The organism is Paractinoplanes ferrugineus, assembly GCF_016862195.1.
GTDB classification, from domain to species: Bacteria; Actinomycetota; Actinomycetes; order Mycobacteriales; family Micromonosporaceae; genus Actinoplanes; species Actinoplanes ferrugineus.
In genome coordinates this window covers 23,183-37,060 of sequence record NZ_BOMM01000055.1, presented here as the reverse complement: position 1 = coordinate 37,060, position 13,878 = coordinate 23,183, and the positions used below count along the sequence as shown (strand labels likewise).

Here is a 13,878-nt window from a genome sequence, read left to right as displayed (position 1 = left end):
CCGCGCACTCGCCGAGGAAGACTCACGTCAGCAAGGCTAGCCGGGCTGCCTGAGAACTCAATCGGGGTGGTCGACGAGGGCGATCAGCTGCTCGACGACCGTGTCCGGCTCGAGGTTGCGCTCGCACACCGCGACCAGCAGGGTTTCCAGGTCGGGGTAGCCGAGCTCCTCGGCCAGCCGGCGCAGTGGCACCTCGCTGGCCAGGCCCCGGTCGTGCTTGCGCAGGGTGAGACCGATCGTGGCCCGGCCCAGCTTCACCTTGTCGGCGATGCTCATGCCGGGTTCGTTCTTGTCGTCGAAGTAGCGGTTGATCTGCATCTGGGCCTGGCTGGACTTGACGAAGCCGAGCCATTCCTTGCGGGGGCCGCGCGGGACGTTGGGCTCGGTCTCGACGAGGCCCTCGGGCTCGGAGAAGATCTCGATGACGTCGCCGTCCCGCAGCGGCGAGCTGAGCGGGGCGAGCCGGCCGTTGATCGTCGCGGCCAGGCACTGGTCGCCGGTGTCGGGGCTCAGCTCGTAGGCCAGGTCGACCGGGGTGGAGCCGCTGGGCAGCTCGAACGCCCGGCCGTGGGCGAACAGGGTGATCTGGCCCTCGGCGAGGTCGCAGCGCAGCGAGGCGAGGAACTGGGCGGCGTCGGTGGTGTCCTGCTGCCAGTCGAGCACCCGCTTGAGCCAGGACAGCTGGTCGGCCCCGGACGGGTCGCTGACGTCGACGTCCTTGGGGTAGCGGTAGGTCGTCGCCACCCCGTACTCGGAGAATCTGTGCATTTCCTCGGTGCGGATCAGCACCTCGACCAGCCGGCCGTCGGGGCCGGTCACGGTCGTGTGCAGGGACCGGTAGAGGTTGTTCTTCGGCGAGGCGATGAAGTCCTTGAACCGACCGGCGACCGGGCGCCACTGGCCGTGGATCGCACCGAGCGCGGCATAGCAGTCGGTGGCCGGGCCGTCGACGATGACCGCGATGCGGGGCAGGTCGAACGGCACCGGGTGGCCCCCGGCGACGGTGTCCTTCCAGATCGAGTAGTAGTGCCGCGGGCGGGCTTTGACCTCGGCCGTCACCCGCTGGCGGCGCAGCGCCGACCGGGCCTTCAGGCTGACCTCGGCGAGGTATTCCGTCCAGCCGGGGCGGTTCTTGACGTGGTCTTCGATGCGCGCGTAGGAGTCCGGCTCCAAGTGGTAGAGCACCACGTCGTCGAGGTCGCGCTTGAGTGCCTGGATGCCGAGGCGGTCGCAGAGCGGCACCAGCACGTCGAGGGTCGCGGTGGCGATGCGGGCGCGGCTCGCGGGCGAGCGGGCGTCGAGCGTACGCATGTTGTGCAGCCGGTCGGCCAGCTTGATGACCAGCACCCGGACGTCCTTGCCGGCCGCGACGATCATCTTGCGGATGGTCTCGGCCTCGGCCGCCTTGCCGTAGAACGCCTTGTCGAACTTGGTCACCCCGTCGACCAGGTGGGTCACCTCGGGTCCGAAGTCGCTGTGCAGCGCCTCCAGGGTGTAGCTCGTGTCCTCCACCGTGTCGTGCAGCAGCGCCGCGACCAGGGTGGTGGTGTCCATGCCGAGCTCGGCGCAGATCTGCGCGACCGCGAGCGGATGGGTGATGTAGGGGTCGCCGGACTTGCGCATCTGACCCCGGTGCATGTTCTCCGCGATCGCGTAGCTGCGGCGCAGCACCCCGGCGTCGGCCGACGGGTGGATGGTGCGATGCGTCTTGGTCAGCTTGGCGACCGGGTCGTCGTCTCCACCGGGGAAGCTCAGGAACGAGCGCAGTCGCTGGGAGAGGCTGACGTCTTTGGAGGCGGGCGCTTGTGTGGGGAGGGCACGTCCAAGGGCGGCGCCGTGGCCGGCGTCGACGTCCACTGGACACCCCCTCACCGCTCGGCCGCCCGGCAACCAGTAGTGCGCCGGACGATCGCCTGGCAAATCGTCGTGAAGCCACCTTAACCGCGACGGGTGATTCCACTTGCCTTACAGCCTAAGCGAGCGAGCGTCATCCGAACGGTCAGTTACCGATGAGCGAACGGCCGAGTCTTTGCCCGATGCTGCGGCTTCTGCCCGGTTGAGGAGGGTCGAGAAGCGCGCCGCGCCACGAACCGGTGACACCCAGTCGCCGGAGGTTTCCACCAAGCGGGTGTCGGGCCGTTCCAGCCACGCGAGGATCCGTTCGGTCTCCTCGGCGGTGGCGGCCGGCACCGGTCCCGGTCCGGGTAGGACCGTCTCGGCGGTCAGCCGGGCCGCGTCGAGGGTCGGGCGAGGATGTTCCCGGGGCGGCGAGGTGGCCGCGGCGGCGAGCCGGCCGTGCCGCACCACGACGATCTCCCAGCCGCCGACGCCGTCCCGGCGGGCGGCGACCACCTCGGCCAGCCGGGTGATCGCGGCCAACCGCTGCATGCGGACGGTGGCCCGCAGCAACGCGACGAGCCGGGACCGCAGGACGGCGGCCTCCTCGTAGCGCCGGCCCTGCGACATGGCCTCGATGCGGCCCATCAGCGACGCCACCACGATCTCGGGATCACCGTGGATGGCGGTGCGGAACGGCAGGGCGGCGGTGGCGGCGTAGTCCTCCACCGAGATGCGGTGCTCGCACGGGGCCGGGCAGCGGCCCAGCTCGGCCAGGGCGCAGGCGGGCATCGGGGTGCGCACGCTCAGGGTGTGGGCGCACTGGCGCAGCGGCAGCGCGTCGTAGACCCCGGCGGCGGCCAGCTCGGCGGTGCGCCGCGAGGAGAACGGGCCGAGGTAGGCCGCGCCGTCGTCGGCCAGCTTGCGCACCACCGACAGCCGCGGCCAGGCCTCGGTGGTCAGTTTGAGCCAGACCACCCGATCCGGATGTTTCGACCGGCGGTTGTACGGCGGGGAGTGGGCCGCGATCAGCCGCAGCTCGCGCACCTCGGCCTCGAGCGGGTGGGCGCACTCGACGGCCTCGACCCGGGTGGCGGCACCGAGCATCTCGGAGATGCGGGCCCGCTTCTCGCTGGCGGTGAAATAACTGCGTACCCGGGTGGCGATGTCCTTCGAAGTGCCGACGTAGAGCGCGCGGTCGTCGGCACTTCGGAACACGTAGACCCCGGGCACGTGCGGCAACCCGTCGGCGAGGTGGCGCTGCCGGCGCTGGGTGGGGGTGACCGCCTTGGCGAACTCGATGGCGTCGCCGAGCGTGTGGATCTTGAAACTGCCCAGCCGCTCGAACAGGCCGTGCAGCACGTCGACCGTGGCCCGCGCGTCGTCGAGGGCCCGGTGGTTGGGCGTGACCGGCGAGCGGAAGAACTGAGCGAGCGTGGACAACTTGCGGTTGGGCACCTCGTCGCGGGTCAGCGCCCGGCGGGCCACCGCGGCGGTGTCGAGCACCTTGGGGTTGGGCCACTGATAGCCGTGCCTGGCACACGCCGCCTTGAGGAAGCCCACGTCGTAGGGCGCGTTGTGGGCGACCAGCACCGCCCCGCGCAGGAACTCGAGCAGGCTGGGCAGCACCGACTCGATCGGCGGGGCCGGGGCCAGCATCGCGTCGGTGATGCCGGTCAGCACGGTGATGAACGCCGGGATCCGCTCACCCGGGTTGACCAGCGTCGCGAAGATGCCGAGCTCCTCGCCGCCGCGCACCTTGACCGCGCCGATCTCGGTGACGCCGCCGCCGTCGGCCGCTCCGCCGGTGGTCTCCAGGTCGAGGACCACGAATGTGGTGTCGGCCAGCGAGTGCGCCGCCGGATCGGACATGAGCGTGTCCAGAGTGCCCTGGACGTATGCGGGTTGGGCCACGCCGGGGAGATTAGAGAGGGGGTACGACAGAAACGGACCGGGTGGGCTGAAAAGATCACTTGCTTCGACAAGCTTTTCGGCTGCCCACGGTGGGAGAATAGGGAGATGTCCGAGCCTTCGCGTCCTGACGACCGCCCCGTGGAGGAGGCGGCCGTCCAGGACGCGGAGTTCGTCCCGGAACCGGTGCTCCCCGAGCCGGTCCGCCAGCGGATCACCACGCTGGCCGCGGCCGCGCTGCCCGGCCTGCCGGGTGAGGAGATCCCGGTCGCGTTGCGGCGGGTCGCTCGGTTCGCCCCGAACCGCCGGGCCCGGCTCGGCGGCCGCGAGATCGCCGCCCAGCTGACCTCCGACCCGCTCTTCCGGCAGCGCATCAGCGGCCGGGTCGTCACCGACGCCGGTGACCTGGGCGCCGCCGTCGCGGCCGGCCTGGCCCCGGCCGCCGCCGACCCGATCGAGGTCGCCGCCCTGGCCTACCTGGTGCGCCCCGAGGGCTGGCGCGACCTGGTCGAGGGCGCCGGCGACGCGGTGCGGGCCGAGGCCGACAGCGCCGCCGTGGTCGGCCAGATCCGCGACGCCGAGCACCGGGCCGCCCGCGCCGAGCACGACCGCGCGGTCGCCAAGGTGGAGGCCGACAAGCTCCGGGACGAGCTTGCCCGGGTGCGTGAGGAGCTGGGCCAGCTGCGCGAGGAGGCCCGGTCGACGGCCAAGGCCCTGCGCGAGGCGCAGGCCGCCCAGAAACGCGCGAGCGACCTGCTGGCCACGGAGAAGGGGCGCGCGTCGCGCATCACGGCCGATCACGATGCCGAGGTACGCCGTCTGAAGACCCGCCTGGCCGAGGCGGAGACCCTGGCCGCGAGCGGCAAGCAGGCCGCCAAGGAGGCCCGGGCCGCCGACGACGCCCGGCTCTGGCTGCTCATCGAGACGATCGGGCAGGCCGCCTCCGGTCTGCGCCGGGAGCTGGCCCTCGGCCCGGCTGAGAAGATGCCCGCCGACTACGTCGCCGACACCGCCGCCGAGCGGCCCGGCACGCCCGAGCGGTCCCGCGCCCGGGCCCAGGACACCGACGACCCCGGCCGCCTCGACCAGCTGCTCGCCCTGCCCCGGGCGCACCTGATCGTCGACGGCTACAACGTGACCAAGCGCGGCTTCGCCGAGATGTCCCTGGAGCAGCAGCGCAAACGCCTCATCACCGGGCTGGGCGGCATCGCGGCGCAGACCGGCGACGAGGTCACGGTGGTCTTCGACGGCGCCGAGCGGGTGCACGGCCTGCCGCCCGCGCCGCGTGGCGTCCGGGTGCTGTTCTCGCGCAAGGGCGACACCGCCGACGAGCTGATCCGCCAGCTGGTGCGGGCCGAGCCGGCGGGCCGGCCGATCGTGGTCATCTCCTCCGACCGGGAGGTCGCCGACGGGGTCCGCCGGCACGGTGCCTACCCGATGGGCGCCGACTCGCTCCTGCGCCGGCTCGCCCGCTCGTGAATTCTTGTCGTACCCCTCGCCTAGCGTGACGGTCACCGATGGTGGTGGTTCCGCCACCCGGGTGAGGAGGAGTGATGATCATCGACTGCGGTCGCTGCGCCGGGCAGCCCGGCGCGTGCCGGGGTTGCCTGGTCAGCGCGCTGATCGACACCCCCGACGGCATTGCCGACCTGATGCCCGCCGAGCTGCGCGCGATCGAGATGTTCGAGGCGGCAGGCTTCGAGGTGGAGCTGCTGGAGACCCCCGAGCCCCCGGTGGTGGTGCCCATGTTCCCTCGGCACCGCGACGTTGCGTGATCGATCCTAAGATGGCGCGATGACTCCCCGGGCCTGGGCGGCGGGCACACTCGTTGTGCTGCTCGTGCTGCTCGCCGTCTACGCCGCCGTGACCATCCCCTGGCACCGGCCACCCGCGCCGCGTGCCGACCAGCTGGCCGCGCTCGGTCAACTGCCGCGCGAGCAGGTGAGCCGGGCCCGCGAGTTCCACTCGGCACTGCGGCCCGGCTCCTACGGCGCGCTGGCGGTCGGCCTGCTCGTGACGCTGGTGCTCGGCCTGACCCCGCTCGGCGCCTGGCTGGTCACCCAGGCCGGCCGGCCGTTCGGTGGCAACTGGGTCGCCCAGGCCCTGCTCGGCGGGCTGCTCGTCACGCTCGCCGGCGAGGTCGTCACCCTGCCGTTCGCCGCCTGGCGGCACGTCGTCGTGGTCCGCTACGACATCTCCACCCAGAGCTGGGCCGCCTGGACGGCCGACCTGCTCAAGTCCTGGGCGGTCGGCGCGGTGATCGGGGCGGTGGCGCTGCTCGGCTTCTACACGATCACCCACTTCGCGCCGCGCTGGTGGTGGGCGTTCGGCGGGTTCGGCGCGGCCGGCCTGGTCGTGCTGCTGTCGTTCATCCTCCCGGTGCTCGTCGAGCCGGTGTTCAACAAGTTCACCCCGATGCCCGACGGCCCGTTGCGGACCTCGCTCCTGGAGTTGGCCGACCGCGACGGTGTCCCGGTGCGCGACGTGCTGGTGGCCGACGCCTCCCGCCGTACGAAAGCGGTGAACGCCTATGTGTCGGGCATCGGCCCGACGAGGCGAATCGTCGTCTACGACACCATGCTCACCGAGGCCACCCCGGGCGAGGTCGTCTCGGTGGTGGCCCACGAGCTGGGCCACGCCAAGGACGACGACGTGCTGACCGGCACCGTCCTCGGCGCGCTCGGCACCGCCGCCGCGGTCATCGCCCTCTACCTGCTGGGCTCGTGGGCGGGCCTGCTGCGGCGGGCCGGCGTCGACTCGATCGGCGAACCCCGGGCCCTCGCCCTCATGCTCGCGGTCGTCTCCCTGGTCGGCATCGTGGCCGGCCCGGCCCAGTCGTTCGTGTCCCGGCGCATCGAGGCCCGGGCCGACGAGCACGCCCTCGGCCTGACCGGTGACCCGGCCACGTTCGAGGCCATGCAGCGCCGCCTCGGCACCGTCAACCTGTCCGACCCCGACCCGCCCACTTGGGAATACCTCTACTCGGCCTCCCACCCGTCCACGGTGGAACGGATGGCCGCCGCCCGCGCGTACGCCCGGGGGGACCGCTGATGGCCCGCACCCTGCTCGTCACCAACGACTTCCCGCCCCGCCCCGGCGGCATCCAGCAGTTCGTGCACAACCTCGCGGTCCGCCAGCCCGCCGGCGACGTGGTCGTCTACGCCTCGACGTGGAAGGGCGCCGAGAAGTTCGACGCCGAGCAGCCGTTCGAAGTGGTGCGCGAGAAGACCGGCGTGCTCCTGCCCACCCCCGCGGTCGCCCGCCGGGCCGCCGAACTGGCCCGCTCGCACGGCTGCGACCGCGTCTGGTTCGGTGCCGCCGCCCCGCTCGGCCTGCTCGCCGACGGCCTGACCCGCAACGCCGGCATCCAGCGGGCGGTCGCCATCACCCACGGCCACGAGATCGGCTGGGCGGCCCTGCCCGGCGCCCGCCGGTTGCTGCGCCGCATCGCCCGCGGCAACGACGTGGTCACCTATCTGACCGACTACCAGCGGGTGCGCCTCGACCGCGCCCTGCACGGCCTGACCGACCTGGAACGGCTGGCCCCCGGCGTCGACGTCGACACGTTCCACCCCGGCGTCGACGGCTCGGCGGTCCGCGCGCGCCACCACCTGTCCGATCGTCCGGTGATCGTCTGCGTCTCCCGTCTGGTCCCCCGCAAGGGCCAGGACATGCTGATCCGCGCCCTGCCCGAGGTCCGCCGCCGGGTCCCCGGCGCCGCGCTGCTGCTGGTCAGCGGCGGCCCCTACCGGGCCAAGCTCGAGCGCCTGGCCCGCGACCAGGGCGTCGAGTCCGACGTGGTGTTCACCGGCTCGGTCCCGTGGCCGGAGTTGCCCGAGCACTACGCGGCCGGCGACGTCTACGCGATGCCGTGCCGCACCCGCGCCGCCGGCCTAGACGTCGAAGGCCTGGGCATCGTCTACCTGGAAGCCTCCGCCACCGGCCTGCCGGTGATCGGCGGCGATTCGGGTGGCGCCCCCGACGCCGTCCGCGAGGGCGAGACCGGCCACGTGGTGGGCGGCCGCGACCTGCCCGCCCTCGAGTCCCGCCTGATCGACCTGCTGTCCGACCCGGCCAAGGCCAAGGCGATGGGCGCGGCCGGCCGCGCCTGGGTCGAACGGGAGTGGCGCTGGGAAACCCAGGCCGCCCGCCTGACCCACTTGCTCGACTCCACCGACTGACCGCCCGCCCGCCGGTCCGGCGTCTGCCGCGACCTCGGACGGCGGGGTGCGGTTCGGCGCCCTCGGCCTCGGCGCTCTACGGCAGCGAGGGCTACGTCGCCCGGCGGCCTGGTTGCCCGGCTGCCTGCTGCCCGGCTGGTGGGGCGGGTGGGTGCGGTGGGCCGCTTCCGGGCGCGCGTGGCGCCGGGGTGGGCGGCCGGGGGTGGGTGACCCGCATCGCAGCTGCACGGCAACCGGGGCGTGGCACAGTTGCCGCATGGACGGGCTGGGGATCGGCGTCGTCGTCGCGGTGTTGGCGGTGGCCACGGCTATCGGGCTGTGGCACCGCCGCACCGACGGCATGATCCGCGACGAGACCGCGGACAAGAAGCATCGGGCCGACCTCCTGGCCGCCGCCGGCATCGAGGTCGTCGAGCTGCCGGACCGTTCGCCGAGGTCCAAGACCGAGAACGCCGCCACTGCCGCCAAGGCAGCCGCCGCGGCCGCCGTTCACAGCACCCCGAAGCCACCCGGCGGCACCGCCCACCCGCCGGCGCACCCCAGACTCGCGGACGGCACCGCGGCGTCGGTACCGGCCGCCCCGGGCCGGCCGCAGCTGCCCGCCGACCCCGCAGCGTCGTCGCGAAGCGGGCCTCGGATGAGCGGGGCGCCGGAACAGCCGCCACCGCCGCGGCTCGCGCTGTCCGCCGGGCCGGCCTCCGCCGACCCGGATGCGGAACCGGTGACCGAGCCGGCGGCCGGCCCGATCGCCGAGCCGACAGCGGGGCCGACCACGGCGCCCCCGGCCGAGCCGACCGCTGAGCCGGTCAAGCGGCCGACCGCTGGGGTGGCCGCTGGCACGAGCGCTGGGCTGGGCGTGGAATCGCGGGATGGGACGAGCTCGGGAGCGAATGTGGTGCCGGATGTGCGGGAAGAGCCCGGAGTTGTCGAAGGCGCCGGTGGGGCGGGGGAGCGGCTTGAGCGGGGGCTGCTCGAGCGGCTCGGGGTGGGGCCGGCCCCGGTGACGTTGTTGCAGTTCTCGTCGGCGTTCTGCGCGCCCTGCCGGGCGGTGCGCCGGGTGAGCGGGGAGGTGGCGGCGCTGCTGCCGGGGGTTCAGCATGTGGAGGTGGACGCCGAGAGCCACCTGGACGAGGTGCGGGCGCTCGACATCTGGCGTACGCCGACCCTGCTGATCGTCGACGCCGCCGGCACCGTCGTGAAGCGGGCGACCGGCGTGCCGAGCAAGCCGCAGCTGATCGCCGCGGTGGCCGGGTTGCTCCCCGACGCCTGATCTGCGGCGGGGAGCGGGCGGACCTAGTTCCCGGTGGCCTCGACGAGTTCCGGAGGGGGTGTGGGGGCCGCGGTGGTGGAGGTGGCTCGGGTGAGCCTGCGCGATCCCGGGATCAGCAGCTGGGACAGGGCGGCCACGAACAGGACGGCGGCGGCGGCGGTCAGGACGGGGCTGGTGCCGTAGCGGGCGGACAGCGGGCCGGCCAGGGCGTTCCCGAGCGGCATGGCCAGGTAGGACGTCAGTTGATCCCACGACGAGACCCGGCCCAGCGACGACTGGGGGATCTGGTCCTGCAGGGCCGTCTCCCAGGCCACGTCGAAGAAGATCAGGCCGGCGTAGCCGACGACCGCGCCCAGGAGCACGGCCAGCAGCTCGGCGGGCCATACGTACGCAAGCGCCCAGAGCGGCATGAGCAGGAGCGTGAGCCAACCCGCCCGGAGCAGGTGCCGCGGTTTGAAGCGCAACGCGGCCGCCGCGCCGATCGTGCCGCCCAGGCCCTCGGCGGCGGCGATGAAGCCGGCCGAGGACGCGCCGCCGAGGCGTTCGATGGCGATCACCTGGACCAGGACGAGGATCACGCCGTTGGCCACGTGGTAGAGCGTCGCGCCGGCCATGCCGCCGAGCAGCCAGTCACGGCTGCTCACCTCGCGCCAGCCGGCGCCCAGTTCGCTGAGCATCGACGAGCGCGGGCCGCGCGTCGCCCGGGCCCGCAGGAGCAGGCAGGCGGCCATCGAGGCGAGGAAGCTGGCGGCGTTGACGGTGAAGCCGGCCGGTGCGCCGAACGCCGCCACGGTGACGCCGCCCAGCGCGGGGCCGATCACCGAGCTGCCGGTCTGCAGCATGCTCAGCGTCGCGTTGGCCTGCTGGCGCCGGCCGACCGGGATGATCAGCGGGCGCAGCGCGGTCATCGCCGGGTTGAAGAAGCTGCCGGCGCCCGACGAGACCGCCGCCAAGAGGCATAGAAGCGGCAAATGGTACGCGTCCCCGAAGAACAGCGCGGCCATGAGCGCGGCGGCCGCCAGCCGGACCAGGTCGGAGGCCACCATCACGCGCTGGGGCTGCAGCCGGTCGGCCCAGACGCCGCCGAACAGGGAGCAGGCCAGGATGGCCGTGACCGAGCAGGCCATGACCAGGCCCAGGTCGCCGGCACCACCGCCGGCCCGGACGACGGCGACGGCCAGGGCGACGGTCTGGAAGCCGTTGCCGATCCAGGAGAGTGTCTGGCCGGTGGCGAGCAGGCGGAAGTCGGAGAGCATGGATCAAGACATTAGTTCGACGTCAAACTATTCGCAATCGAATTACACTGCGGGGATGGCGGACGAGATGGACGGCGTGGATCAGCACGTGGCGCGCTGGGCGGCGTTCTGGAAGGACGATCCCCGGTTCGATCCCGAGATCGAGGGCGCCGTGGTGCGGATGAACGACATCGCGAAGTGGGCGCGGCGGGCCGACGCGGCCGCGTTCGCGGGCAACGAGGACTTCACGATGGAGGACTACAAGACGCTGCACGCGCTGATGGTGCAGCCGCATCCGATGGAGGCCACCCCGGCGCACCTGGCCGACGCCACCCACGTCACCCGGGCCGCGATGACCAGTCGCCTCGACCGGCTCGCCGGGGCCGGCCTGGTGACCCGCGAGGTCGATCCGACCGACCGGCGCCGGGTGCTGATCCGCCCGACGGCGGCCGGGCGCGCGGCGTGGAACACGCACATCTTCGAGGGGATGGCCCGCGATCAGAAGATGCTCGGCGCCCTGTCGAGGGCGGAACTGGTGCGGCTCAACGCGCTGCTGCGAAAGGTAACTAAATCCATCGAGTAGGTAGTGATCAGGCTCACGAGGCGCTCACCAGCGAAAACAGCGAGGCTTCGAGTCATGGAACTCGACCCCCGCGGACAACGCCTCGCCGCGGTAATCACCAGCGCGGTCATCATCGCGGTGCTGGCGACCGGTTCGGGCCGGCTCGCGCTGGCCCAGGCCGTCGTCTTCGCGGTCACGGCCCTCGACCCGCGCAAAGGCCCGTACGCGTACCTCTATCGGACCTTGATCCTGCCTCGCCTCGGCCCGCCGGCCGAGCGTGAGCCGGCCGCCCCCGTGCGTTTCGCGCAGACCGTGGGCCTGGTGTTCCTGACGGTGAGCGCACTCGGCTATCTCACCGGGCTGACCGCGCTGGGCGTGGTGGCGGCCGCGTTCGGCCTGCTCGCGGCATTCCTGAACGCGGCCTTCGGGCTGTGCCTCGGCTGCGAGGCCTATCTGGCCTTCCGGCGCCTGTCGGCGGCCGGCCGGGCTTAGAACTTCGGCGCGTCGGGAGCCTCGAGCAGGCCCAGCCGCAGCGCGGTCATCAGGGCCTGGGCCCGGTTGGCCGCGCCCAGCTTCTCGTAGAGCTTCGAGATGTGGGTCTTGGCCGTCGACTCCGAGACGAACAGCTGCTTGGCGATGCCGGCCACGCTCATGCCGTCGGCGAGCAGGCGCAACACCTGGCCCTCGCGCGGGGACAGCTGCGGGCCGGACGGGGCGAGGCGGCGCTTCATGGCCTCGGCCAGATCGGCGGCGGTGAACGCGCTCGGCGCCGAGGCGGCGTGCCGGGCGGCCGCCACGACCTCGTCGGCGGGGGCGGTCTTCGGCACGAACGCGCTGGCGCCCGCCTCGAGCGCACCGAACAGCTGGTCGTCGCCCGCGTACATGGTCAGCACCACGATGCCCATGTTGGCGTTGTTCTTCCGCAGCGCCTTGGTGGCCTCGAGCCCGCTGCCGTCCGGCAGGCGAAGGTCCATGATCACGACGTCCGGCTGGAGCGCGCCCGCCTGGCGGACGGCCTCGGCCGCGGTGGCCGCTTCCCCGACGACCTCGAACTGCCGGTCGCGCTCGAATGCGTGTCGCAGCCCCTTACGAATCAGGTCGTGATCGTCGACAAGGAGGACCTTGGTGCGCGTGGTAGGCGCAGGACTGGTCGACATGCTCGGGTTACTCCCCTTCTGGAGCGGAAACGCTATCCCGCACGCTATCGCGCCGCCCTGGCGATCCGAGCACTACGGCTACGGTTGTCCCGCTGGGGTGTCGCGGCGTGATCTTCAAACGGCCCCGGATCCGTTCCGCCCGCTCGGCCATGATGGTCAGGCCGTAACGACCGTCCGGGCGGTCGTCGGCAAACCCCTTGCCGTCGTCGGAGACTTCGATCTCCGCGTACGGCGGGTCCACCGTACAGGTAACCCACAGATTAGAGGCTCCTGCGTGTTTCCGCGCGTTCGTGATCGCCTCCTGGGCGATCCGCAACAGCTCGGCTTCGGTCGCGGCGGGCAGCCGGGCCGTCGATTCGTCGAACGTGAAGTGCACCCGCAGGCCGGCCGAGGTGCCGAGGGTGCGCGCGTACTCGGCGATCGCGGCCGCCAGGCCGCCGTTGCGGTCCACCTCGGAACGCAGCTCGAACAGGCTCAGCCGCAGCTCGGTGATGACCCGGGTGACCTCGTTGCGCAGGGTGCGCAGCTCCTCGGCGGTCTCCTCGCTGTCCTCCGGCAGGGTGGCCAGGGCGTTGTCGATGCCGTAGCCGACCATGACGAGCTCCTGCGCGACCCCGTCGTGGATCTCGCGGGCGAGCCGCTGACGCTCCTCATTGGTGGCGAGCGAGCGCACGTCGTCGAAGAGCAGGGCGGCCTCGAGCCGGATCGCGGCCGGTTCGGTCACCCCTGTCACATCGAAAACCACCGATGACGGGTACGCGCTGGAGACGTCCGCCTCGAGGATGACCAACCCGATCGTACGGACCCCCGCGACCAGGGGCACGACCAGTGCCGAGACCTCGCCGCGGCGGTGCGACCGGGCCTGCGAACGGCTCGCCACCTGCGGCTGCTGGGTCGCCCACGCCTCGGCGATGGCCGAGTCGGAGTCGAGCGTCGTCTCCCAGTCGACCCGCTCCGCGCCGGTCTGGGCGAGCACCACCAGCCGGCCGCCGCCGCTGGTCGACAGCACCGCCGCCCGGTCACCCGGGGCGACCAGGCGCAACTCCTCGAGCAGGTGCTCGGAGATGCCACCCGGATCCAGGGTGGCGCCCGGCAGCGAGCGGGCCACACTGCGCAGCTGAGTCAGGAGGCGGGTCGCCTCCGCGTACGGCTGGGGTGTGGGTTCGGCGGGCTGCATCAGTTGACGCATCGTATCGGCGGCGAACGTGATGATGGCGCCGAGCACGAGCCACTGCCCGCCGGCGGCGAGGAAGCCGGGCTGGGTGATCGGGCTGTCGGTGCCGGCGCGGCCGATCAGCGTGCCGCCCGCGACCAGCGCGACCGCGGCGACGCCGAGCAGCGCCGCACCCTCGGTGGGCCGCCGCCGCAGCGCGGCGGTGAGCAGCGGGACGGCGAGATAGGGCAGGACCGCCTCGGCGCCGAATCCGACGTCCACAGTGCCGGTCAGGTCGGCGGCGGCGGCGATCGAGCCGGCCGCGAGCCCGGTGATCACGACCTCGGAGAACCGGCCCAGCGGCCCCAGGACGCGGTGGTCGGGAGCGAGGAACGCGGGCAGCGCGGCGACGACCAGAAGGGCGATCCAGCGCAGCTGCGCCGGCTCCTTCGTGGCGATCAGCGTCAGGGCCGCGACCAGCGCGAGCATGATGATGCGTGCGGCCACCGCGAGCGGCTGGACGCGCGCGGAGACACTGGCGAGCACCGGCACCTGACGGATGGTAGCCGCAAT

General features: G+C 72.8%; 12 protein-coding genes. 7 read left to right on the top strand and 5 right to left on the bottom strand.

The genetic code is table 11. From position 1 onward, the window contains the following. Window positions 1-57: 57 nt before the first annotated feature. On the bottom strand, window positions 58-1,857 hold the full coding sequence (locus Afe05nite_RS31185; protein WP_203820837.1) for a RelA/SpoT family protein: 1,800 nt from the start codon (window positions 1,855-1,857) through the stop codon (window positions 58-60). A gap of 108 nt (window positions 1,858-1,965) precedes the next feature. Then, complete coding sequence (locus tag Afe05nite_RS31180) at window positions 1,966-3,750, bottom strand: DEDD exonuclease domain-containing protein (protein WP_203820836.1); 1,785 nt, start codon at window positions 3,748-3,750, stop codon at window positions 1,966-1,968. A gap of 105 nt (window positions 3,751-3,855) precedes the next feature. On the opposite strand from Afe05nite_RS31180, the gene Afe05nite_RS31175 reads away from it, so the two are divergent. The 5 genes from Afe05nite_RS31175 to Afe05nite_RS44125 all read left to right on the top strand — a co-directional run bounded on the left by Afe05nite_RS31175 (window position 3,856) and on the right by Afe05nite_RS44125 (window position 9,198). Next, entirely contained in the window at window positions 3,856-5,226 is a 1,371-nt protein-coding gene (locus tag Afe05nite_RS31175; protein ID WP_203820835.1) for an NYN domain-containing protein, read from the top strand. Between the two features lie 74 nt (window positions 5,227-5,300). Next, window positions 5,301-5,522 carry a hypothetical protein gene (locus Afe05nite_RS31170; RefSeq protein WP_203820834.1) on the top strand — a complete coding sequence of 74 codons (222 nt, stop codon included), beginning with the start codon at window positions 5,301-5,303 and terminating at the stop codon, window positions 5,520-5,522. Window positions 5,523-5,541: 19 nt separating this feature from the next. Continuing rightward, window positions 5,542-6,798 carry a M48 family metallopeptidase gene (locus Afe05nite_RS31165; protein WP_203820833.1) on the top strand — a complete coding sequence of 419 codons (1,257 nt, stop codon included), beginning with the start codon at window positions 5,542-5,544 and terminating at the stop codon, window positions 6,796-6,798. Continuing rightward, a complete protein-coding gene (locus Afe05nite_RS31160) occupies window positions 6,798-7,928 on the top strand; it encodes a glycosyltransferase family 4 protein (protein WP_203820832.1) in 1,131 nt (376 codons plus the stop codon). Before Afe05nite_RS31165 ends, Afe05nite_RS31160 begins: the two co-directional genes overlap by 1 nt. A 256-nt stretch (window positions 7,929-8,184) precedes the next feature. Further along, the gene (locus tag Afe05nite_RS44125) at window positions 8,185-9,198 is read left to right on the top strand and encodes a thioredoxin family protein (RefSeq protein WP_239118315.1); all 1,014 of its coding nucleotides are present in this window, start codon (window positions 8,185-8,187) and stop codon (window positions 9,196-9,198) included. 23 nt (window positions 9,199-9,221) lie between these two features. Here Afe05nite_RS44125 and Afe05nite_RS31150 read toward each other — a convergent pair whose 3' ends face one another. Further along, window positions 9,222-10,454, bottom strand: coding sequence for an MFS transporter (locus Afe05nite_RS31150; protein ID WP_203820831.1), 1,233 nt, complete (start codon window positions 10,452-10,454; stop codon window positions 9,222-9,224). Between the two features lie 55 nt (window positions 10,455-10,509). Here Afe05nite_RS31150 and Afe05nite_RS31145 point away from each other — a divergent pair, with 55 nt between their 5' ends. Both Afe05nite_RS31145 and Afe05nite_RS31140 read left to right on the top strand, forming a co-directional pair. Then, window positions 10,510-11,016: a MarR family winged helix-turn-helix transcriptional regulator gene (locus Afe05nite_RS31145; protein WP_203820830.1), complete on the top strand. Its 507-nt coding sequence runs from the start codon at window positions 10,510-10,512 to the stop codon at window positions 11,014-11,016. A 54-nt stretch (window positions 11,017-11,070) separates the two neighbouring features. Continuing rightward, window positions 11,071-11,487: a DUF4395 domain-containing protein gene (locus Afe05nite_RS31140; protein WP_203820829.1), complete on the top strand. Its 417-nt coding sequence runs from the start codon at window positions 11,071-11,073 to the stop codon at window positions 11,485-11,487. Here the strand turns inward: Afe05nite_RS31140 and Afe05nite_RS31135 are convergent. Together Afe05nite_RS31135 and Afe05nite_RS31130 are read right to left on the bottom strand one after the other, a co-directional pair. After that, window positions 11,484-12,152, bottom strand: a complete 669-nt coding sequence (locus tag Afe05nite_RS31135; protein ID WP_020512124.1) for a response regulator transcription factor — start codon at window positions 12,150-12,152, stop codon at window positions 11,484-11,486. The genes Afe05nite_RS31140 and Afe05nite_RS31135 overlap by 4 nt on opposite strands. A gap of 7 nt (window positions 12,153-12,159) precedes the next feature. Then, window positions 12,160-13,857, bottom strand: coding sequence for a sensor histidine kinase (locus Afe05nite_RS31130; protein ID WP_203820828.1), 1,698 nt, complete (start codon window positions 13,855-13,857; stop codon window positions 12,160-12,162). Window positions 13,858-13,878: the final 21 nt, after the last annotated feature.